General features: G+C 69.1%; 18 protein-coding genes. 11 read left to right on the top strand and 7 right to left on the bottom strand.

What is annotated here, in order from left to right; all coding sequences use genetic code 11:
• Positions 1–29: 29 nt before the first annotated feature.
• From AC6LJ2_RS08050 to AC6LJ2_RS08075, 6 genes are all read right to left on the bottom strand, one after another.
• Complete coding sequence (locus AC6LJ2_RS08050) at positions 30–569, bottom strand: peroxiredoxin (RefSeq protein WP_263912564.1); 540 nt, start codon at positions 567–569, stop codon at positions 30–32.
• 98 nt (positions 570–667) lie between these two features.
• Entirely contained in the window at positions 668–1,921 is a 1,254-nt protein-coding gene (locus tag AC6LJ2_RS08055) for an adenylate cyclase (RefSeq protein WP_445658854.1), read from the bottom strand.
• A gap of 30 nt (positions 1,922–1,951) precedes the next feature.
• Positions 1,952–2,095 (bottom strand): hypothetical protein, encoded by a 144-nt coding sequence (locus AC6LJ2_RS08060; protein ID WP_175194236.1) that lies wholly within the window; start codon positions 2,093–2,095, stop codon positions 1,952–1,954.
• Between the two features lie 238 nt (positions 2,096–2,333).
• Positions 2,334–2,741 carry a DoxX family protein gene (locus AC6LJ2_RS08065; RefSeq protein WP_498151138.1) on the bottom strand — a complete coding sequence of 136 codons (408 nt, stop codon included), beginning with the start codon at positions 2,739–2,741 and terminating at the stop codon, positions 2,334–2,336.
• A 181-nt stretch (positions 2,742–2,922) separates the two neighbouring features.
• Positions 2,923–4,311 carry an ATP-dependent RNA helicase DbpA gene (dbpA, locus tag AC6LJ2_RS08070; RefSeq protein WP_445658855.1) on the bottom strand — a complete coding sequence of 463 codons (1,389 nt, stop codon included), beginning with the start codon at positions 4,309–4,311 and terminating at the stop codon, positions 2,923–2,925.
• A gap of 104 nt (positions 4,312–4,415) precedes the next feature.
• Positions 4,416–5,234 (bottom strand): IclR family transcriptional regulator domain-containing protein, encoded by an 819-nt coding sequence (locus AC6LJ2_RS08075; protein WP_263912568.1) that lies wholly within the window; start codon positions 5,232–5,234, stop codon positions 4,416–4,418.
• A 160-nt stretch (positions 5,235–5,394) separates the two neighbouring features.
• Here AC6LJ2_RS08075 and xsc point away from each other — a divergent pair, with 160 nt between their 5' ends.
• The 11 genes from xsc (at position 5,395) to AC6LJ2_RS08130 (ending at position 18,419) form a co-directional block, all read left to right on the top strand.
• Positions 5,395–7,206 carry a sulfoacetaldehyde acetyltransferase gene (xsc, locus tag AC6LJ2_RS08080; protein WP_445658857.1) on the top strand — a complete coding sequence of 604 codons (1,812 nt, stop codon included), beginning with the start codon at positions 5,395–5,397 and terminating at the stop codon, positions 7,204–7,206.
• Positions 7,207–7,209: 3 nt separating this feature from the next.
• A complete protein-coding gene (locus tag AC6LJ2_RS08085) occupies positions 7,210–8,130 on the top strand; it encodes a bifunctional enoyl-CoA hydratase/phosphate acetyltransferase (RefSeq protein ID WP_498151139.1) in 921 nt (306 codons plus the stop codon).
• Positions 8,131–8,257: 127 nt separating this feature from the next.
• Positions 8,258–9,835 carry an ABC transporter substrate-binding protein gene (locus tag AC6LJ2_RS08090; protein WP_498151140.1) on the top strand — a complete coding sequence of 526 codons (1,578 nt, stop codon included), beginning with the start codon at positions 8,258–8,260 and terminating at the stop codon, positions 9,833–9,835.
• A 12-nt stretch (positions 9,836–9,847) separates the two neighbouring features.
• Positions 9,848–10,816, top strand: coding sequence for an ABC transporter permease (locus AC6LJ2_RS08095; protein WP_263912572.1), 969 nt, complete (start codon positions 9,848–9,850; stop codon positions 10,814–10,816).
• On the top strand, positions 10,813–11,718 hold the full coding sequence (locus AC6LJ2_RS08100; RefSeq protein WP_263912573.1) for an ABC transporter permease: 906 nt from the start codon (positions 10,813–10,815) through the stop codon (positions 11,716–11,718). The genes AC6LJ2_RS08095 and AC6LJ2_RS08100 overlap by 4 nt, the downstream gene beginning before the upstream one ends.
• On the top strand, positions 11,715–12,713 hold the full coding sequence (locus AC6LJ2_RS08105) for an ABC transporter ATP-binding protein (RefSeq protein WP_263912574.1): 999 nt from the start codon (positions 11,715–11,717) through the stop codon (positions 12,711–12,713). Before AC6LJ2_RS08100 ends, AC6LJ2_RS08105 begins: the two co-directional genes overlap by 4 nt.
• Positions 12,710–13,717 carry an ABC transporter ATP-binding protein gene (locus AC6LJ2_RS08110; RefSeq protein WP_263912575.1) on the top strand — a complete coding sequence of 336 codons (1,008 nt, stop codon included), beginning with the start codon at positions 12,710–12,712 and terminating at the stop codon, positions 13,715–13,717. The genes AC6LJ2_RS08105 and AC6LJ2_RS08110 overlap by 4 nt, the downstream gene beginning before the upstream one ends.
• Before the next feature lie 25 nt (positions 13,718–13,742).
• Positions 13,743–15,395 carry an amidohydrolase gene (locus AC6LJ2_RS08115; protein WP_498151141.1) on the top strand — a complete coding sequence of 551 codons (1,653 nt, stop codon included), beginning with the start codon at positions 13,743–13,745 and terminating at the stop codon, positions 15,393–15,395.
• A gap of 1 nt (position 15,396) precedes the next feature.
• Positions 15,397–16,380, top strand: a complete 984-nt coding sequence (locus tag AC6LJ2_RS08120) for a CobW family GTP-binding protein (RefSeq protein WP_498151142.1) — start codon at positions 15,397–15,399, stop codon at positions 16,378–16,380.
• Between the two features lie 176 nt (positions 16,381–16,556).
• Positions 16,557–16,949, top strand: coding sequence for a nuclear transport factor 2 family protein (locus AC6LJ2_RS08125; protein ID WP_263912578.1), 393 nt, complete (start codon positions 16,557–16,559; stop codon positions 16,947–16,949).
• A gap of 63 nt (positions 16,950–17,012) precedes the next feature.
• On the top strand, positions 17,013–18,419 hold the full coding sequence (locus AC6LJ2_RS08130) for an NAD(P)/FAD-dependent oxidoreductase (RefSeq protein WP_498151143.1): 1,407 nt from the start codon (positions 17,013–17,015) through the stop codon (positions 18,417–18,419).
• Positions 18,420–18,476: 57 nt separating this feature from the next.
• Here AC6LJ2_RS08130 and pdxR read toward each other — a convergent pair whose 3' ends face one another.
• On the bottom strand, positions 18,477–20,000 hold the full coding sequence (gene pdxR / locus AC6LJ2_RS08135; protein ID WP_263912580.1) for a MocR-like pyridoxine biosynthesis transcription factor PdxR: 1,524 nt from the start codon (positions 19,998–20,000) through the stop codon (positions 18,477–18,479).
• Positions 20,001–20,326: the final 326 nt, after the last annotated feature.

Genomic DNA, 20,326 nt, shown 5'->3' on the forward strand with positions numbered 1-20,326 from the left:
CATTGGCCCAACCGGTGCCACTGGCTTGCTTACTGCTTGGCCGCCTTCCATTCCCGCAAGGCCCGCATCGTGTTCGCCACGTGCGACTCGGGATTCATGTTGGTGTATTCGTACAGGATCTTGCCCTCGGGCGAGATCACGTAGGACGTGCGCTGCGCGCGCTCGGGGCGGGCGTCCAGCACGGCGTCGTAGGCCTTCATGATCTTGCCGTCGCCATCGGCTGCCACCGCGAACTTGCTGCGGCATTCGCTGACCGAAAACTTGTTCAGGGTGTCGATGTCGTCGGCCGACACGCCGATGACGGTGGCGCCCAGCGACTTGTATTCGTCGGTGGCTTCGGCGAAATCGTGCGCCTCGATGGTGCAGCCCTTGCTGAACGCGGCGGGATAGAAATACAGCACCACGGGCCCTTGTTTCAGGGCCTCGGCGAGCTTGAAGGTAAATACATTGCCGCCGAGCGAGGCCTGGGTGCTGAAGTCGGGCGCGGGCGCGCCGACGTTGAGGGCCGCGTGGGCGGCGGTGCCGGCCAACAGGCCGCAGGCAAGGAACAGGGGGGCAAGGCGCTTCATGGGAGTCTCCGGGTAGCGTTGCGCGGCGGGGCTGCGTCAGCCTTGCACTGTAGCCCCGCGCGCGGGGGGAATCCAGTCCGGATTCAGTCAGCGCAAATTCAGTCGCGGCCTCGATCATGCGGCGCGGCACGCTCGCCGCCACGCGGCGGCTCGTGCCCGCCTTGCGGCCGGTTGCCGCCGCCATGCTGCGGGTTGCCTTCGGGACGGGCCTGCGGCGGGCTTTGCGGCCGATGCTGGGGCGCGCCATGGCGTTCACGCGCGGCTGCCTGCGCCAGGTTGTCGGGCGCGGGCGTGGGCCGCTGTGCGGGCTGCGGGCGCGCTTGCGGCTGGGGGGCATGTTGCGCGGCCGGTTGCTGCCCTTGCGGCCCGGGACGCGCCTGGCCTGCCGGCATGCCGCCCGGGTTGCCACGGTTCATGTCGGGCCGATCGCCACCGTTGCCGCGATTCATCCCCGGCCGATCACCTGGCCCGCCGCGGTTCATGTCGGGGCGGCCGCCAGGCCCACCCGCGTTCGGCACGTTGGCGGGACCCGCGCCCGGGCCATTGCCCGGCGCACCGCCTGGCCGCGGCCCTTGGCCCGGCCCGCCGCGCTCCGGCGCATGTTCGACGAAGGCCTGGGCCGGACGGCCCTGGTTATGGTCGAAGAATTGCGCCCGATTGCCGGCGGCCTGGCGGGCAAAGCCGCGCTGCACGTCCGTGGGCGGACGATGCTGTTCATTGCGCGCGGCGATCTCGCGCGGATCCGCTTGCCGTCGGATGCCGGCCGGGCCGCCGTTGTAGCTGATGCGGCGGTTGTCGATGTTGTTGACCACCACCGTGTGGTTGTAGACGTTGGTGACGCGGGTGACGTTCACGTTGGTCACGGCGCGGTTGTAGAAGAAGCGGTCGTGGTTCCAATAGCCGCCCACGTAGCCGATGCCGATGTAGCCGAAGCCGTAGTTCACGCCGCCATAGAAGCCGATGTGCGGCCCCCAGTACCCGGCATGCCACAGGTAGACGCCGTCGACGAAGCCCCAATAACCGGGCGTCCAGAGCGCCCCGGTGTAGGGGGCCAGCACCCAGGCCCCGGGCACCCAGAAGTAGCCCAGGCGGTTCAGGCTCCAGTAGCCGGGCACCCACATGTAGCCGTCGCCGGGGGCGGGCGGCTGTTCGTAGACGGGCAGGGGCGGGGGCGGCTGCGGGCTGCGGTCGACAGGCGCCAGGTTGGCGTTGGCGGGATCGCCGTTGTCGTAGGCGGGGGCGGCCGGCGCGGGGGGCGGTGCATAGGTCTGCGCCATTGCGCCGGCGCTGGCCGCCAGCAGGACGGCGGCGGCCAGCGGGCGAAGCGGAAGAATCCTGGCGTGGGCGTTCATGGCGTTTCCTTTACGCGGCGGGCGCGTGGATCAGTAGCCGTGATAGTAGTAGTGCGGGGCGGGATAGTAGTAATAAGCGGGCGCCGGGCGGTAATAAGCCGGACGCGCCGGCACCACGACGCAACCCGACAGCGCACTGGCCATGGCCAGCATCAACAACACGGTCTTCTTCATTTGGAATCTCCTGCCGAGCGCCGGGCGTGCACCACGCGTTCAATGGGCTCGTAGGAATTAGGCCACGCCCGGGCAGGCGAGTTCGGGTCTGTAATGGATCCGAAACAGCTTTCAGGTGACCGATGTTTGCGCCAGCGTGACCGTTGATGTCGTTCGTAGCATTTGTGCCATTCGCCCATGAAAAAAGGCCGCTGGTGTGACAGCGGCCTTTCAGGTTGGCGAAGGAGGTGACGCGGGGTCAGTTCCAGCGGCCGCCGTTGCCGGCCAGGCTGAAGCGGCCGGCGCCCATGAAGGCGATGGCCAGGGCCGTGAACAGGAACATGCCTTGCAGTTCCAGCGCCCAGCCGCCGTTGTTGGTCAGGCTGGACAGTTGACCGGTGTGCGCCAGCAGGATGGCCACGACCATGTTGATGGCGATGATCAGGCCGCCCAGGCGGGTGTAGATGCCGACGATGAGCAGCACCGGGGCGAGGATTTCGCCGATGTAGACGCCGTAGGCCAAAAAGCCGGGCAGGCCGTGCGAAGACAGCATGCCCGCAATGCCGCCGACGCCGCCGCCGGTGATCTTGAACAAGCCATGGGGCAGAATCAGAATGCCGAGGGTCAGGCGCAGGATCAGCTTGCCGGTGTCGTCGGATTTGATCATGGTGAGTTTCTCTTGTGATGGTTAAGGGGGGCAATGCGCGGATTGGAGCGCACGGCGAGCCTTTGGTTCCGCGCCCGGCGCCGCTTGGAGCGCCGGGCGGGGCCATTATGGCAAATCCCGAGCAAAACCATCAAGCTTTTGACCCCGATATCGGGGACTGGCCGACTTGTCGCCGGGGCGCTCAGAATTCCTCGAGGTAGCGCATGCGGAAGCGCCGGCCCTTGATGTTGCTGTTGGAGATGCGCGAAAACACCTGCTTGGCGATCTTGCGGTCCAGCGCGACGTAGGAATTGAATTCGGTGATGTTGATCTTGCCGACCTGTTCGAACGTCAGGCCGCCATCGCCGGTCAGGGCGCCCAGCAGGTCGCCGGGACGCAGCTTGTCTTTCTTGCCGCCCTGGATGCACAGCGTGATCATGGGCGCGCGCAGCGGGCGGTCGGCCTTGGCGCGCAGCGACTTGATGTCGCCCCAGGTCAGGGGCGAGCCCTGGTATTGCTCGATCAGGTTGGCCCAGCGCATTTCGTCGGGCGAGCACAGGCTCAGCGCCAGGCCCTTCTGTTCGCCACGGCCGCTGCGGCCGATGCGGTGCACGTGGACTTCGGTGTCCTTGGTGACGTCGACGTTGATGACGGCCCCCAGGTTCTGGATGTCCAGCCCGCGCGCGGCCACGTCGGTCGCCACCAGCACGGCGCAGCTCTGGTTGGCGAACTGGATCAGGATTTCATCGCGTTCGCGCTGTTCCAGGTCGCCGTTCAGGGCCAGGGCGCTGATGCCTTCGGCCTGCAGGCGTTCGACCAGGTCGTGGCTGCGCACCTTGGTATTGCAGAAGGCCAGGGTGGACACCGGACGGAAATGCGCCAGCAGCGTGGCCACGGCGTCCAGGCGGTCGGCCGGGTCGATTTCGTAGAAGATCTGTTCGATGCGGCTGGAATCGTGCTGGGCCTCGACCTTGACCTCGGCCGGGTTGCGCAGAAAGCGCGCGCTGAGCTTCTTGATGTTGTCGGGGTAGGTGGCCGAAAACAGCAGCGTCTGGCGCTTGGTGGGGCAATGCGAGGCGATGGCGACGATATCGTCGTAGAAGCCCATGTCGACCATGCGGTCGGCTTCGTCCAGCACCAGCGTGGTCAGGCCCGACAGGTCCAGGCTGCCGCGTTCGAGGTGGTCCTGGATGCGGCCGGGCGTACCGACCACCAGGTGGGCGCCGCGCGCCAGCGATTCGGCCTGCGGGCGCGCCGCGGCGCCGCCGCACAGGGTCAGGATCTTGACGTTGGCGATCTGGCGGGCCAGCCGGCGCAGTTCCTGGGCGACCTGGTCGGCCAGTTCACGGGTGGGGCACACCAGCAGCGCCTGGGGCGTCAGGCGGGTGGTATCCAGCTTCTGCAGCACGCCCAGGCCGAACGCCGCGGTCTTGCCGCTGCCGGTCTTGGCCTGCGCAATGATGTCGCGGCCTTCCAGGATGAGCGGCAGGCTTTGCGCCTGGATCGGCGTCATGTTCTCGAACCCCAGGCTTTGCAGGTTCTCGAGCAGGGCGGGGAGCAGGGGCAGGGAGGTAAAAGGCGTGTGGGTCACAGTAGGGTCGCAGAAACTGCGAAAAAAGCGGATTCGGCCGACAGTGTAAGCCCTGGGGGCCTGGAAAGCGCCCGCCAGGCCCGTCCGGCGGCCATGCCTGGCGCCTAGTCCGTCGCCGGGTCTGTCTCAGGGGCCATTGCCGGCTCCATCGCCGGCTCCGTTTCCTGCGCAGGGGCTTCATAGGTGCCCGCCAGGGCCCGGGCGGCCTCCTGCATGCGCGGCAGCCAGGCGCGGGCGCCGTCGATCGACAGTCGGGCCACCGGCGCGTGCAGCGCCACCGCTGCGATGGCGCGCCGGCCCTGCATGATGGGCACCGCCATGCAGACGATGCCCAACAGGAATTCCTCGCGGTCGAAACTGGCGCCTTCCTTGCGGATCGCCTGCAGTTCCTGTTCCAGCGCGGTGGCCTCGCACAGCGTGTTGGGCGTGTAGCGCGGCAGCGGCGCCGCAGCCAGGAGGCGCGCGCGGGCCTCGCGCCGCATGTGCGCCAGGAACAGCTTGCCGCTGGCGCTGCAATGCAGCGGCACGCGCGAGCCGGGTTGCAGGTTGACCCGCAGCGGCCAGGCGGTTTCGACGCGGTCCAGGTAGATCACCTCGTCGCCGTCCAGCATGGTGCAGTTGCAGGTTTCGCCGATTTCGTCGACCAGGCTGTCCAGGATGCGGTGGCGTTCGGCCCGCAGCGGGGAATTGAGCAGGGTGTCGCGCGCCAGCGCCGACAGCCGCGGACCGCTGATATAGCTTTTGCCGGCCGGCTCGCGCAGCAGCATGCCGGCATCGACCAGCCGCGACAGGATGCGCAGCACCGACGGCTTGGGCAGGCCGGTGGCCTCGGTCAGCGCCGCCAGCGACACGGGGGTTTCGGACCGGGCCACCTGTTCCAGCAGGGTCAGCGCGCGCAGCGCCGCGGAGGATTCGTCTTTCATCTTTCAATATTTGAAGATTTGGCGAAAGGGCGCCCGTTGTGTGCGGATTCTGCAGAAAACGGAACGCAGCGGGGTGGGAAAACGCATGCTTGTGCTGCAGTATCGGTTCACACCGGCCAATATGCAATCCAAGCCGCGCCGGCCCGCCAGGAGAGAGACCATGAGCAGCAAGCAACACATGACCCCCAGCGAGGCGTTCGTCGAAACGCTGGTGGCGCAGGGCGTCAAGGACGTTTTCGGCATCGTCGGCTCGGCCTTCATGGACGCGCTGGACCTGTTTCCCGCGGCCGGCATCCGCTTCGTGCCCACGGTGCACGAGCAGGGCGCGGCGCACATGGCCGACGGCTATTCGCGCGTGACCGGCCGCCATGGCGTCTGCATCGCGCAGAACGGCCCGGGCATCACCAACTTCGTCACCGGCGTGGCCGCGGCCTATTGGGCCCATAGCCCGGTCGTGGCGATCACGCCCGAGACCGGCACCGCCGGCATGGGCCTGGGCGGCTTCCAGGAAACCGAACAGCTGCCGATCTTTTCGCGCATCACCAAGTACCAGGCGCACGTGAACCGCCCGGACCGCATGGCCGAATTCACCGCCAAGGCCTTCGACAACGCGCTGGCCGAACGCGGCCCCACGCAGCTGAACATTCCGCGCGACTACTTCTACGGCGAGATCGACGTGGCCATTCCCGAGCCGCGCCGCATCCGCCGCGGCCCCGGCTCGGAAGAAGACCTGGAAGCCGCGGCGCGCCTGTTGGCGGGCGCCAGGTTCCCGGTCATCGTGGCGGGCGGGGGCGTGCTGTTCTCGGACGGCCAGGCCGAATGCGTGGCGCTGGCCGAACTGCTGGGCGCGCCGGTGGTCACCAGCTACCTGCACAACGACGCCTTCCCGGCCAGCCATCCGCTGTGGTGCGGTCCGCTGGGCTACCAGGGGTCCAAGGCCGGCATGAAGCTCCTGTCGCAGGCCGACGTGGTGCTGGCGCTGGGCACGCGCCTGGGGCCCTTCGGCACCTTGCCGCAGCACGGGCTGGATTACTGGCCGCAGGGCGCGCGCATCATCCAGGTCGATGCCGACCACCGCATGCTGGGCCTGGTGCGGCCGGTGTCGGTGGGCATCTGCGGCGACGCCAAGCCGGCCGCCGCCGCACTGACGGCCAGGCTGCAGGCGCGCGAGGTGGCCTGCACCCAGACCCGCGAGGCGCGTCGCGACCAGATCGCTTCGCAAAAGAACGCCTGGGAAAAGGAACTGGACGAGTGGTCGCACGAACGCGACGACTGGAGCCTGGACATCATCGAGCATGGCGGTGGCCGCATGCATCCGCGCCGCATGCTGCGCGAGCTGGAACGCGCCATGCCCAAGCACGCCATGGTGTCCACCGACATCGGCAACATCTGCTCGGTGTCCAACAGCTACCTGCGCTTTGACGAGCCCAATTCCATGCTGGCCGCCATGAGCTTCGGCAATTGCGGCTACGCCTTGCCGGCGCTGATCGGCGCCAAGCTGGGGCGGCCTGACCGTCCGGCGGTGGCGTACGTGGGCGACGGCGCCTGGTGCATGAGCTTCCAGGAACTGCTGACCTGCGTGCGCGAGCGCATTCCGGTCACCGCGGTGGTGTTCCACAACGGCCAGTGGGGCGCCGAAAAGAAGAACCAGGTGGACTTCTACGGCCGCCGCTTCGTCGGCAGCAACCTCTTGAACCCCAACTTCGCCGAGCTGGCCCGCGCCATGGGCGCCGAGGGCATCCGCGTCGAACACTCGGACCAGGTGGGGGCGGCCTTGCAGGCGGCCTGCAAGGCGCAGTCCGAAGGCAAGACCACGGTGCTGGAAATGATGGTCAGCCAGGAACTGGGCGACCCGTTCCGCCGCGACGCGCTCAAGCAGCCGCTGCGCTTGCTGGACAAGTACAAGCGCTACGTCAACCAGCCATTCCAGCCGGGCGAGGTGCCGCTGTCGATCGATCCGGTGCGCGGTTAGACCATGGCCGCCGACCGCTTGTTCGAGCCGTTGCGGGCCGCGGCGCTGTCGGCCGGGCGGGTGCGCACGGCGGTGGCCTATCCGCTGTGCGCGGCCAGCCTGGGCGCGGCGGTGCAGGCGCAGGAAGCCGGCTATATCGAGCCGTTGCTGGTCGGGCCGGCGGCCCGGCTGGCCGCGCTGATGGCCGACATGGGGCTGCGCGCCGGCTCGCTGGAAATCATCGATACGCCCGATGACGAACGCCAGGCTGCCGGGGTGGCGGCGGCGCTGGCGCGCGACGGCAAGGCGGGCATGTTGATGAAGGGCAGCCTGCACACCGACCACTTCATGGCGGCGGTGGTGGCGCGCGAGGCCGGCCTGCGCACCGGCCGGCGCATCAGCCATGCCTTTGTCATGTCGGTGGCGGCGTACGCCAAGCTTTTTATCCTGACGGACGCCGCCGTCAACATCGCGCCCACGCTGGCGGAAAAGGCTGACATCGCCCGGAACGCCATCGACCTGGCGCGCGCCCTGGGGGTGGCGCGGCCCAAGGTGGCGGTGTTGTGCGCCACCGAATCCGTCAACCCCGCCATGCCCGCCACGCTGGATGCGGCAGCGCTGTCCAAGATGGCCGACCGCCAGCAGATTCGCGGCGGCGAGATCGACGGCCCCTTGGCGTTCGACAACGCCATATCGCGGCTGGCGGCCGAGCAGAAGGGCATCGTGTCGCCGGTGGCGGGCGATGCCGACATCCTGCTGGTGCCCGACATCGAGGCCGGCAACATGCTCTACAAGGAACTGACCTGGCTGGCCGGCGCGGGCACGGCCGGGCTGGTGCTGGGCACGCGCGTGCCGGTGCTGCTGACCAGCCGCTCGGATTCGGTCGAGGCCCGCGTCAACAGCTGCGCGGTGGCCGTGCTGTATGCCCGCGCGCTGGCGGCGTGAGGGCGGCGCGGGCCTGCCCCTGGCACCAGCGAGTCCACCGGTTTGGTACTAAGGGCAGGCCCTGGGGTTGACTAGGCTAATGCCAAGGCCGCTTCTCAACGGCCAGCTCAAAACCAGGGGGTGAAAGATGCGCAGCGCACGATGGGGTTTGGCCACGATCATGACGGCACTGGCGCTGCTGTCCGGCGCGCAGGCCGCCGATGCGCCCAAGCCGGGCGGCACGTTGGTCATCGGCTCGACGCAGGTGCCGCGGCACCTGAACGGGGCGGTGCAATCGGGCATCGCCACCGCGCTGCCCAGCGCCCAGCTGTTCGCCAGCCCCTTGCGCTACGACGCCGACTGGAAGCCGCAGCCCTACCTGGCGCAGTCGTGGGAACTGGCGCCCGACGCCAAGTCGCTGACGCTGCACCTGCGCCACGACGCGCTGTTCCATGACGGCCAGCCGGTGACGTCCGCGGACGTGGCGTTTTCGGTCATGGCGGTCAAGCAGAACCATCCGTTCCAGAGCATGTTCGCGCCCGTCGAAAGCGTGGACACGCCCGACCCCTACACGGCCGTGCTGCGCATGAGCCAGCCGCACCCGGCGATTCTGCTGGCGCTGTCGCCGGCCCTGATGCCGGTGCTGCCCAAGCACATCTATGGCGATGGGCAGGACCTGAAGAACCATCCGCGCAATTCTGCCGACGTGGTCGGGTCGGGCCCGTTCAAGCTGAAGGAATTCAAGCCCGGGCAGGAGATCGTGCTGGAGCGCTTCGACAAGTTCTTCCTGCCAGGCAAACCCTACCTGGATCGCGTGGTGGTCAAGATCAACCCCGACGCCACCAACCTGCTGATCGGGCTGGAACGCGGCGAGGTCGGCGCGTTGCCGTTCATGTCCGAACCCACCATTTTGCGGCGCGCCAAGGACAACCCCGGCATCACGATGAGCAGCCGCGGCTACGAAGGCATCGGTGCGCTCAGCTGGCTGGCGTTCAACACGGCGCGCAAGCCGCTGGACGACGTGCGGGTGCGGCAGGCCATTGCCTACGCCATCGACAAGAACTTCATCACCAAGGCGCTGAACGCCGGCTTCGCCAAGCCGGCGGACGGCCCGATCGTGGCCTCCAGCCCGTTCGCCACACAGGACCTGAAAAAGTACCCGCTGGACCTTAAAAAGGCCGAGCAGCTGCTGGACGAGGCCGGCTTCAAGAAAGACGGCAAGGGCGAACGCCTGTCGCTGACGGTGGACTACATGCCCGGCAGCGACGTGCAGGGCAAGAACGTGGCCGAATACCTGCGCAGCCAGTTGAAGAAGGTGGGCGTGACCGTACAGGTGCGCGCGTCGCCGGATTTTCCGACCTGGGCCAAGCGCATCGCCAGCCATGACTTCGACATGACCACCGACATCGTCTTCAACTGGGGTGACCCGGTGATCGGCGTGCACCGCACCTACCTGTCCAGCAATATCCGCGACATCATCTGGACCAACACGCAGTCATACAAGAATGCCAAGGTCGACGCCGTGCTGGCGCAGGCCGGCACCGAAACCGACGAGGCCAGGCGCCGCGCGCTGTACGCCGAATTCCAGCAACAGGTCACCGCAGACCTGCCGATCGACTTCCTGACCGTCATTCCGTATCACACGCTGTCGTCCAAGAAGGTGCATGGCCTGCCCGAAGGTATCTGGGGCGTGCTGTCGCCGCTGGACGACACCTATCTGCAATAGCGGGAGGCCGTCATGCTGCGATATCTCTCGCGTCGCCTCGCCTACGCCGTGCTGCTGTTGCTGGCGGTGGTGACGCTGAATTTCCTGTTGATCCACATCTCGCCGGGCGATCCGGTGGAAACCATCGCCGGGTCCATGGGCGGCATCAGCGAAGCACTGCGCGCCCAACTGCGCACCCAGTACGGGCTGGACCGGCCCTTCCTGGCGCAACTGGGCCTGTACCTGTCGCATGTCGTGCGGGGCGACCTGGGCTATTCCTACTTCTTCAACCTGCCGGTGGCCCAGCTGATCTGGGAACGCGTGCCGGCCACGCTGCTGCTGGTGGTGACGTCGGTGGCCAGCGCGTTCGTGGCGGGCACGCTGCTGGGCACGCTGGCCGCGCGCAAGCCCAACGGGCCGCTGTCGCAGGGCATCACGCTGCTGTCCATCGTGGGCTATTCGGCGCCGGTGTTCTGGACGGGCATCATCCTCATCATTCTGTTCGCGTCGGCGCTGCCGTGGTTTCCGGTGTCCGACATGCGCTCGGCGGGCGGGCCCGACGGCGGCTGGGCCGGCGCGCTGGATGTGCTGCACCATCTGGTGCTGCCGGCCTTCACGCTGGCCTTCGTGTACCTGGCGCAATACAGCCGGCTGGCGCGCACCAGCGTGATGGATGCGCTGTCGGCCGACTACATCCGCACGGCCCGCGCCAAGGGCCTGCCCGAGCGCACGGTGCTGTACAAGCACGCGCTGCGCAACGGCGTGCTGCCGGTGGTGACCATGCTGGGGCTGCAATTCGGCAACGTGCTGGCCGGCGCCATCCTGGTGGAGACGGTCTTCAATTGGCCCGGATTGGGCCGCCTGGCCTTCGATTCCGTGCTGCGGCGCGACTATCCGACCTTGCTCGGCATTCTGCTCTTTGCCTCGTTGCTGGTGGTGGTGATGAACCAGCTGACCGACCTGGCCTACCGGCTGATCGACCCCAGGATCAAGACCTCATGAGCCAAGCTCCCCTTGCCGTGCCTGCCAACGCCACCCTGAACGCCTCGCCGCGCAAGGCGCCGCCGCGGCCGTCGTACGAAGCGCTGCGGGTGTTCGCGCGCAACCCGGGCGCCATGCTCGGCGTGCTGCTGCTCGCCGCCATCCTGGCGGTGACGCTGTTCGGTCCGGTGCTGATGCCGGCCGACCCGTTCGAGATCGTCAGCGCACCCATGGAACCGCCCGGCGGCGAGCTGTGGCTGGGGTCCGACTACCTGGGGCGCGACGTCTTGACCGGCATGGTCTACGGCGGCCGCGCCACCTTGCTGGTCGGCGTGGTGGCCGCGGTGCTGTCCATGGCCATCGGCGTGACCGTCGGCGCGCTGGCCGGCTACTACGGCGGGTGGGTCGATGAAACGCTGATGCGCATCACGGAATTCTTCCAGGTGCTGCCGGCACTGCTGTTCGCCATGGTGCTGGTCACGCTGTTCAGCCCGTCGCTGGCGACCATCGCGGTGGCCATCGGCGTGGTCAGCTGGACCGGCACCGCCCGCCTGGCGCGGGGCGAATTCCTGCGCTTGAAGCGGCGCGAGTACGTGCTGGCCGAAAGGGTGATCGGCGCCAGCAATGCGCGCATCATCTGGCGTGTGATCTTGCCCAATGCGCTGGCGCCGCTCATCGTGTCGGCCACGCTGGCGATCGGCACCGCGATTCTGTTCGAGGCGGGCCTGTCTTTTCTGGGGCTGGGCGATCCCAACGTCATGAGCTGGGGCCTGATGATCGGCAGCAACCGACCCTACATTCTGGCGGCCTGGTGGGCGGTGACGCTGCCGGGCGCGGCCATCTTCGTGACGGTGCTGGCGGTCAGCCTGATCGGCGACGGCCTGAACGATGCGCTCAATCCGAATTCGCGGGGGCGGGCATGAACGCCGCCGATCAACTGCCCGTGCTGCAGGTGGACGGCCTGAGCCTGGAATTCCGCACCCGCGGCCGCACGGCCGACGTGCTCAGCGGCGTCAGTTTCGATCTGCGGCCCGGCGAAACGCTGTGCCTGGTGGGCGAATCCGGCTGCGGCAAGAGCATGACGGCGCTGGCCATCATGCGGCTGATTCCGCCGCTGGCGCGCATCGGCGCCGGCCAGGTGCGGCTGCGCGGCGCCGACCTGGCGTCGTATGGCGACGAGGCCATGCGGCGGGTGCGCGGCAACGATATCTCGATGATCTTCCAGGAACCGATGACGGCGCTGAACCCCGTCTATACGGTGGGCGACCAGATCGCCGAGCCGCTGCGCCAGCACCAGGGCCTGGGCCGCGCCGAGGCGCGCGAGCGTGCCATCGGCATGCTGCGGTCGGTGGGCATTCCGTTGCCGGAACGGCGGGTGGACGAGTACCCGCACCAGTTGTCCGGCGGCATGCGGCAACGGGTGATGATCGCCATCGCCCTGGCGTGCGACCCCGAAGTGCTGATCGCCGACGAGCCCACCACCGCGCTGGACGTCACCGTGCAGGCGCAGATCTTCGACCTGCTGCGCGAACAGCAGGCGCGCCGGGGCACCGCGGTGCTGATGATCACGCACGACATGGGGGCGGTGTCCGAAATGGCGGACCGGGTGGCGGTGATGTATGGCGGGCGGGTGGTGGAGCAGGGCGACGTGGGCCAGATCCTGACGCAGCCGCGCCACCCGTATACGCAGGGGCTGATCGCCTGCCTGCCCGAACTGGACCGCACGCCCAGCGCGCACCGGCCCGACCTGCCGGAGATTCCCGGGGTGGTGCCGTCAGTGTGGGAACGCGGCGAAGGCTGCCCCTTCCAGGACCGCTGCAACCGCGCGCTGGCACGTTGCCGCAGTGAATTCCCGCCCATGGCCGCCGTGGGCGATGGCCATGCGGTGGCCTGTTGGCTCTATCCGGAGGCCGCATGACCGCGCAGCCGCAATCTTCCCCCTTGCTGTCCGTGCGCGATCTGGCCGTGCACTTTCCCATCGGCGGCCAGGCCGTGGTGCGCGCGGTCGATGGCGTGTCGTTCGACCTGGCGCGCGGCCGCACCCTGGCGATCGTGGGCGAATCGGGCTCGGGCAAGACCACCACGGCGCTGTCGGTGCTGCGGCTGGCAGACCCCACCGGCGGGCGCATCGAATTCGACGGCACCGACCTGACGTCCCTGCGCGGCACGGCGCTGCGGCGCATGCGGCGGCGCCTGCAACTGGTGTTCCAGGACCCGTATTCGTCGTTGAACCCGCGCCAGCGCGCCGGTGACATCGTGCGTGCGCCGCTGGACCTGATGGGCATCGATCCGCCGGGTGGGCGCGAGGCGCGTGTGGCGCTGATGTTCGAACTGGTCGGCTTGCGGGCCGATCAACGCCAGCTGTACCCGCACCAGTTCTCCGGCGGCCAGCGCCAGCGGCTGAACATCGCGCGGGCGCTGGCCAGCGGGCCGGACCTGATCGTGTGCGACGAACCGGTGTCGGCGCTGGACATCGCCATCCGTGCGCAGATCCTCAACCTGCTGCGGCGCATCCAGCGCGAACAGTCGCAGTCGTTCCTGTTCATCTCGCATGACATGGCGGTGGTGGAACACGTCTGCGATGACATCGCCGTGATGTACCTGGGCAAGATCATCGAGCGGGCCACGCGGCAAGCGTTCTTCTCGCGCCCGCTGCATCCGTACAGCGTGGCGCTGATGTCGGCCGTGCCCACGGTGAAGGGCGGGCGCGATGCGGCCGCGCGCCGGGTGCGGCTGACGGGCGATCCGCCCAGCCCGGTGAATCCGCCGCCCGGTTGCCGCTTCGCGGGGCGGTGCCCGGTGGCGCAGCCTTTGTGCGCCTCCCAGGAACCGCCGCTGCGCGAGGCCGCGCCCGGCCACCACGTGGCCTGCCATTTCGTCGAATCCCGTCACGGCGCCGCCGTCTCGCCGCTGCAGGCGTGACGCCGCCCCAACCGAAGGAGTCCCGATGTCCGTTGCCCCCCGCACCACGATCTATTCCGCCCGCAGCATCCTGACCATGAATCCGGCCCAACCGCGCGCGACGCACGTGGCGGTGCGCGACGGCCGCATCCTGGGCGTGGGCAGCCTGGACGACCTGACCGGCTGGGGGCCGGCCGACCTGGACGAGCGCTACGCCGGCCAGGTGCTGATGCCGGGGCTGGTGGAAGGGCATTGCCATCTGCCCGAAGGCGGTATGTGGAAGTTCGCCTATGTCGGGTTCTACGAGCGCCGCGGGCCGGACGGCCGCCTGTGGCCGGGCCTGAAGAGCTTCGACGCCGTGGCGGCCCGCCTGCGCGAATTCGGCCAGGGCCTGACAAAGGGCGAAACGCTCATCGGCTGGGGCTTCGATCCGATCTTCTTCGGCGGCCAGCGCATGAGCGTGCGCGACCTGGACGCCGTGTCGGCCGAACGGCCGGTGGTGGTGATGCACGCCAGTATGCACCTGATGAACGTGAACACGCCGATGCTGGCACGGGCCGGCATCGACCGCGATACCGACATCGAAGGCATCAGCCGATTCGACGACGGCACCCCCAACGGCGAACTGTGCGAGTTCGCCGCCATGTTCCCGGTGATGCGCCTGATCGGCAGCCCGTTCCGCACGGTGGGCCTGTCGGAAGACGGCCTGCGCCTGTTCGGCCAGGTGGCGCAATGGGCCGGCGTCACCACCGCCACCGACCTGGTCAACGAGCTGGGCGACGACGGCCTGGCGACCCTGGCGCGGGTCACGGCCGAGCCGGATTATCCGGTTCGGATCGTGCCGGCCGCGTCGGCGCTGGCCTTTGCCGGCGACCCCGCCGCCTGCCTGGCGCGGCTGGAAACCGCGCGCCGGCTGAACCACGGCAAGCTGCACCTGGGCATGGTCAAGCTGGTGGTGGATGGGTCCATCCAGGGCTTCACGGCGCGGCTGCGCTGGCCGGGCTATTACAACGGCGCGGCCAACGGCATCTGGGTGATCGCGCCGGCCGAGCTGGATGCGCTGGTGCAGGCCTATCACGAGGCCGGCGTGCAGCTGCATATCCACACCAACGGCGACGAGGCCACCGAACGCGCCATCGACGCCATCGACCGGGCGCTGCGCCGCAGCCCGCGGCCCGATCACCGCCACACCTTGCAGCACTGCCAGATGGCCGACGCCGCGCTGTTCCGGCGCATGGCCAGCCTGGGGCTGTGCGTCAACCTGTTCGCCAACCACATCTTCTATTGGGGCGACGCCCACCACGCGCTCACCATGGGCCCGGACCGCGCCAACCGCATGGACGCCTGCGCCTCGGCGATGCGCGCCGGGGTGCCGTTCGGCATCCATTCCGACGCACCCATCACGCCGCTCGGGCCGCTGTTCACCGCCTGGTGCGCCGTCAATCGCCAGACCGCGTCGGGCCGGGTGCTGGGCGAATCCGAACGCATCAGCGTCGACGCGGCATTGCACGCCATTACGCTGGGCGCCGCCTATACGCTGCACCTGGATCACCTGGTCGGGTCCATCGAAGTGGGCAAACAGGCCGACTTCTGCGTGTTGCAGGACGATCCGCTGGCCGTGCCGCCCGAAAGCCTGAAGGACATTGCCGTGCTGGGCACGATGGTCGGTGGCCGGCCCCTGGCGCGCCAGGGCGCCTGACATGGCGCGCATTGCGCTGACGGTCGTGGGCGGCTTCCTGGGCGCGGGCAAGACGACGTTGTTGAACCATGTGCTGACCGGCAGCCCGCGCCGGGCGGCGGTGCTGGTCAACGATTTCGGGCCGATCGATATCGACGCGGGCCTGGTCGCCCAGCGCGCCGACAACGTGATCCGGCTGGCCAACGGCTGCGTCTGCTGTTCCATGGCCGGCGGGCTGGACGACGCGCTGGCGCGGGTGCTGGCCATGGAGCCGGCGCCGCAATGGATCGTCATCGAAGCCAGCGGCGTGTCCGACCCCGGCCGCATCGCGCAGGTGGGCATGGCGGACCCCCTGTTGCAGCTGGAAGGCGTGGTGGTGCTGGTGGATGCCGGCGCCATCCGCGAGACGGCCGCTGATCCGCTGCTGGCCGACACCGTGATGCGCCAGTTGCGCGCCGCCGACCTGCTGGTATTGAACAAGACCGATCTGGTGGCGCCCGACGAGGCGGCGGCGCTGCGGGCCTGGCTGGGCGAGCAATCGGGCGGCGCGCCGATCGTGGCCGCGCGGGAAGGGCGGGTCGATCTGAGCGCGCTGGGGGGCGTGGGTTGTATCCATGACGCCTGCACCCATGACGCCTGCACCCATGCCGACTGTGGCCGGCACAGCCACGACGCGTCGCATCACCACGATGACGGCCCCCGCCACGATGACGACCCCGCGCATCCGTTTCAAAGCTGGCTGTGGCCGGCGCCGGACCTGTTGCATGCCGACCGGCTGGCCAGCAGCCTGCGGCAGCTGCCCCGGCATTGGCTGCGCGCCAAGGGCTGGGTGCGCACCGAACGCCATGGGTGGGTGCTGGTGCAGCTGGCGGGGCGCCGGGTGCGCTTTGACACGCAGGCGCAACGCCCGGCCGAGATCGAGCGGCCGGCGCTGGTGTTCATCGGACTGCGCGATGGGGCCGGCGGCGGCGAGGTGGCCGCGCATCTCTCGGCGGCTGCGGCGTGACGGGCGCCGCGCCGAGCTGCACGGATGGCCCGAGCTGCCCGCGTGGCGCGGCGCCATCGCGGCCGTCTGGTGCAAGCGATTGCCCGCGTCTGGTTCTAGACCCTGCCAGGCCCCGCGCGTACCTTGGGCTTGGCACGCAGGCGCATGTCGCGCCCGCGGATTCAGGAGGGTAGGCAATGCACCAGACCGTCACCGTGGACATGCTGGCCGAGTTCGCGGCCGCGTGGAACCGCCACGATATCGACGCCTTGATGTCTTTCATGAGCGACGACTGCGTCTTTGAAACCGTGGGCGGCCCCGAGCGCTGGGGCGCCCGCCACGCCGGCCGCGAGGCGGTGCGCGCGGCGTTCGAAGCCGCCTGGAAGAACTTCCCGGATGCGCAATGGAACCACGGCCGCCATTGGGTGGCGGGGGACCGGGGCGTGTCGGAATCCACCTTCACCGGCACTGCCGCCGACGGCTCGCGCATCGAGGCCGACATGGTCGATGTCTTCACCTTCCAGGGCGGCAAGATCCGCGTCAAGAACGCGTTCCGCAAACAGCGCCCGGCCTTGCCCGCTCGCGGCTGACCCGCCGATTTCCCTGGCCGCCATCGCGCCCCGACCCCGCCCACCGCTACCGGACCCCGCCGCATGGATACCGCTATGCCTTTCGATCCCCCGGACGCCGCCAGCCCCGCCGCCAGCGCCTACAACCCCACCTACGATCCGCTGGTCTCGCCGCCGGGCCGCGGGCAGGACTACGCGCCGACCTATTGGGTCGCGACGGCCGGGCCGCCGCCGGCCGACGACGGGCCGGTGCAGGGCGACATCGACGCCGACGTGGTGATCGTCGGGTCGGGCTTCACCGGCCTGTCGGCGGCGCTGGCGCTGGCGCGCGACTACGGCGTGAAAGCCGTGGTGCTGGAGGCCAACCGCGCCGTGTGGGGCTGCACCAGCCGCAATGGCGGGCAGGGCCAGAACGCGTCGGGGCGGCTGTACCGGTCGCAATGGATCGAACGCTGGGGCCTGCCCACCGCGCGCCGGCTGGACGCCGAGATTCGCGAAGGCTTCGAGTACTGGAAAAGCCTGGTGGACCAGGTCGATTGCGACGCCCAGCCCGGCGGCCATCTGTACACCGCCCACCGCGAAAAGAAGATGGCGTTCCTGCGCAACGAGGCCCGCGTGATGCGCGAACAGTTCGGCTACGACACGCATATGCTGGACAAGGCCGCGCTGCGCGAACGCTATGTCGACGACCACGAGGCCGTGGGCGCCATGCACGAGCCGGACGGCGTGGGCGTGCATCCGCTCAAGCTGGCCTACGGCTACATGCGCCAGGCCCGCGCGCTGGGCGTGCGCATCCATCCGGGCAGCCCCGTGCTGGGCTGGACCGAAGAGGCTGGCGGCTACCGTCTGCAGACGCCAGGCGGCACGGTGCGCGCCAAGCGGGTGGCCTTCGCCACCGGCGGCTACACCGCGCAGGGGGTCAACGGCCTGCTGGACAACCGCATCATGCCGGTGCTGTCCAATTCCATGGTCACCCGGGTGCTGACGCCCGCCGAACGCGAGCGCGCCGGGCTGAAAAGCACGGTGTTCATCACCGACACGCGCACGCTGCGCTTCTACTACCGCCTGCTGCCGGACGGCCGCATGCAGATCGGCAGCCGCAGCGCGCTGCGCGGCGCCGACGCGCAGCACCCGCGCCACCTGGCGCTGCTGCGCAACGGCCTGGCGCGCAAGTTCCCGTCGTTGCGCGGGGTCGAGGTGGACTATTCCTGGTGGGGCTGGGTCGACGTCAGCCACGACATGATGCCGCGCATCACGCAGCCCGATCCGGCGCAGCGGGTGTATTACGCCTTTGGCTATGGCGGCAACGGCGTGGCGTTCTCGGCGCACGCCGGACGCCGCCTGGCGCAGCGCATGATGGGGCAGGACGGCATCGCGTGGGACCTGCCGATCTACGACACGCCGCTGCCCGGGCACCTGTTCGCGCCGTTTCGCCGCTTGGGGCAGGCGCTGCTGTACCGGTGGTACTACCTGCGCGACGAAATGCTCTGACGGCGGTGCGCCGGGGGCGGCGGCAGCCGGGCCGCGACCCGGCGCGGCGCCCGCCTGCTACGCCGCGGCCCGCAGCCGGTAACGGTGCACCACCTGCGCCAGCTTCTCGATGCCGCGCCCGATGTGCTCGGCACGGATCGACGTGAACCCCACCCGCAGGAAATTGCGTGGCGCGTTGGCGCCGTCCATGAAGAACACCTTGCCCGGCTCCACCACCACGCCTTCGGCCAGCGCCGCCTGCGACAGTTCGGTGGCGTCCAGCCATGCCGGCCCCTGCAGCCAGCAGGATGACGAGCCGGTGATGGGCACCGCCGTGAAGTCGGGCAGCCAGCGCGCCAGCGCCGCCGTCAGCTCGGCGCCGCGCTGCTGGTAGGCCTGCGATTGCCGGCGCAGCAGCGAATGGTGATGACCCAGCGAGATGAACAGCGAGAACGCGCGCTGGATGTAGGCCGACGGATGGCGCAGCATCAGGCGGCGCAGCGCGCGCAGTTCGGCGGCCAGTTCGCGCGGGGCGACGATGTAGCCGATGCGCAGCCCCGGCGCAAACGACTTGGCCAGGCTGCCCACGTAGATCACGCGGCCGTCGCGGTCCTGGCTTTTCAGCGCCGGGATCGCGCCTTCGCCCCAGCGGCTTTCGCTTTCGAAGTCGTCTTCGATGATCAGGCTGTCGGCCTGGCGGGCCAGCGTCAGCAGCGTGTCGCGGCGTGCGGCCGACAGCGTGACGGTGGTGGGGCATTGGTGGCCCGGCGTCACGAACAGGTAGTCGCAGCCCAGGAGGTGGGTGCCGGTGCACAGGCCCTGGCCGTCCACCGGCAGCGGCAGCAGGTGGCGGGTGTGGCTGGCGAAGATGTTGCGCGCATCGGGATAGCCCGGGTCTTCCATGCCCACCACCGTGTCTTCATTGACCAGCAGGTCGGCCAGCAGATACAGCGCGTGCTGCGCGCCCACGGTGATGACGATTTCCTCGGCGTCGGCCCACACGCCGCGGCGCGGCAGCACCTGCGTGCGGATCTGCTCGATCAGCGCGGGGTCGTCGTGGGTGATCAGGTCGGGCGCCCAGCTGCGGATGTCCAGCACCGACAGGGCCTTGATACAGCATTCGCGCCATTCGGCGGTGGGAAACAGGTCCTGGTCGAACTGGCCGTAGACGAAGGGATAGGGTTGCTTCTGCCAGTCTTGCGGCTTGACGATGTTGCGCTGGCGGGTCGGGCGAAAGCGCAGCCGCTCGTCCCAGCGCACGGCGTCGGCCGCCACGTTCGAGGCGCACGGGTCCGCGTGCTGCGCGGCGCGCCCTTGCAGCACGTCGGCGCTGACGAAGTGGCCGCTGCGCTCGCGCGATTCCAGGTAGCCCTCGCTGACCAGCTGCTGGTAGGCGAACACGACGGTGTTGCGGGCGATGCGCAACTGGTCGGCCAGATAGCGGCTGGACGGCACCGGTGCGCCCGGCGGCAGATGGCCGCTGAGAATGGCCGACACCAGCATCTGCCGGACCCGGCCCTGCAGGCTGAGATTGGGCGCGCTTTCGCGTTCGAACAGGCGTTCCCACAACACAGGCTTGAGCATCGAGGCCTGGCTGGACATGGCGGCTCCTTGTAGTGGCGACGCGCCCCGGCCGTGCCGGCGCGAGGCGCGGAGCGGGGCGGGGGGCTGGGGCCTGTTCACACTGAAAGGAGCCTCGCATGAGCGCCCAAATGAGTGACTGTCAAGGCGCGAAGCGCAGTCGTGGCAGGCCCCCGGCGAGCATTCGCAACGCTGAGAGGCGCTCATTTGGGTGCTCACCCTTCGGGCAGGCCGGTAATCGGCTGCCAGGCGTCGTTGCGCTCACCTTGCGTGGCCCATCCACGCCGCGGCCCCCGCCCCTGGCCCGGTTCCTTATTCCCAATCGACACTGCCGACTCAACAGGCGT

It is taken from the genome of Achromobacter sp. 1014246743 (assembly GCF_059760725.1).

What these genes read in the sequence shown, in the direction of transcription:
- AC6LJ2_RS08050 (WP_263912564.1), bottom strand. Translation starts at nt 569, where the DNA reads ATGAAGCGCCTTGCCCCCCTGTTCCTTGCCTGCGGCCTGTTGGCCGGC.
- AC6LJ2_RS08055 (WP_445658854.1), bottom strand. Translation starts at nt 1,921, where the DNA reads ATGAACGCCCACGCCAGGATTCTTCCGCTTCGCCCGCTGGCCGCCGCC.
- AC6LJ2_RS08060 (WP_175194236.1), bottom strand. Translation starts at nt 2,095, where the DNA reads ATGAAGAAGACCGTGTTGTTGATGCTGGCCATGGCCAGTGCGCTGTCG.
- AC6LJ2_RS08065 (WP_498151138.1), bottom strand. Translation starts at nt 2,741, where the DNA reads ATGATCAAATCCGACGACACCGGCAAGCTGATCCTGCGCCTGACCCTC.
- AC6LJ2_RS08075 (WP_263912568.1), bottom strand. Translation starts at nt 5,234, where the DNA reads ATGAAAGACGAATCCTCCGCGGCGCTGCGCGCGCTGACCCTGCTGGAA.
- xsc (WP_445658857.1), top strand. Translation starts at nt 5,395, where the DNA reads ATGAGCAGCAAGCAACACATGACCCCCAGCGAGGCGTTCGTCGAAACG.
- AC6LJ2_RS08085 (WP_498151139.1), top strand. Translation starts at nt 7,210, where the DNA reads ATGGCCGCCGACCGCTTGTTCGAGCCGTTGCGGGCCGCGGCGCTGTCG.
- AC6LJ2_RS08090 (WP_498151140.1), top strand. Translation starts at nt 8,258, where the DNA reads ATGCGCAGCGCACGATGGGGTTTGGCCACGATCATGACGGCACTGGCG.
- AC6LJ2_RS08095 (WP_263912572.1), top strand. Translation starts at nt 9,848, where the DNA reads ATGCTGCGATATCTCTCGCGTCGCCTCGCCTACGCCGTGCTGCTGTTG.
- AC6LJ2_RS08100 (WP_263912573.1), top strand. Translation starts at nt 10,813, where the DNA reads ATGAGCCAAGCTCCCCTTGCCGTGCCTGCCAACGCCACCCTGAACGCC.
- AC6LJ2_RS08105 (WP_263912574.1), top strand. Translation starts at nt 11,715, where the DNA reads ATGAACGCCGCCGATCAACTGCCCGTGCTGCAGGTGGACGGCCTGAGC.
- AC6LJ2_RS08110 (WP_263912575.1), top strand. Translation starts at nt 12,710, where the DNA reads ATGACCGCGCAGCCGCAATCTTCCCCCTTGCTGTCCGTGCGCGATCTG.
- AC6LJ2_RS08115 (WP_498151141.1), top strand. Translation starts at nt 13,743, where the DNA reads ATGTCCGTTGCCCCCCGCACCACGATCTATTCCGCCCGCAGCATCCTG.
- AC6LJ2_RS08120 (WP_498151142.1), top strand. Translation starts at nt 15,397, where the DNA reads ATGGCGCGCATTGCGCTGACGGTCGTGGGCGGCTTCCTGGGCGCGGGC.
- AC6LJ2_RS08125 (WP_263912578.1), top strand. Translation starts at nt 16,557, where the DNA reads ATGCACCAGACCGTCACCGTGGACATGCTGGCCGAGTTCGCGGCCGCG.
- AC6LJ2_RS08130 (WP_498151143.1), top strand. Translation starts at nt 17,013, where the DNA reads ATGGATACCGCTATGCCTTTCGATCCCCCGGACGCCGCCAGCCCCGCC.
- pdxR (WP_263912580.1), bottom strand. Translation starts at nt 20,000, where the DNA reads ATGTCCAGCCAGGCCTCGATGCTCAAGCCTGTGTTGTGGGAACGCCTG.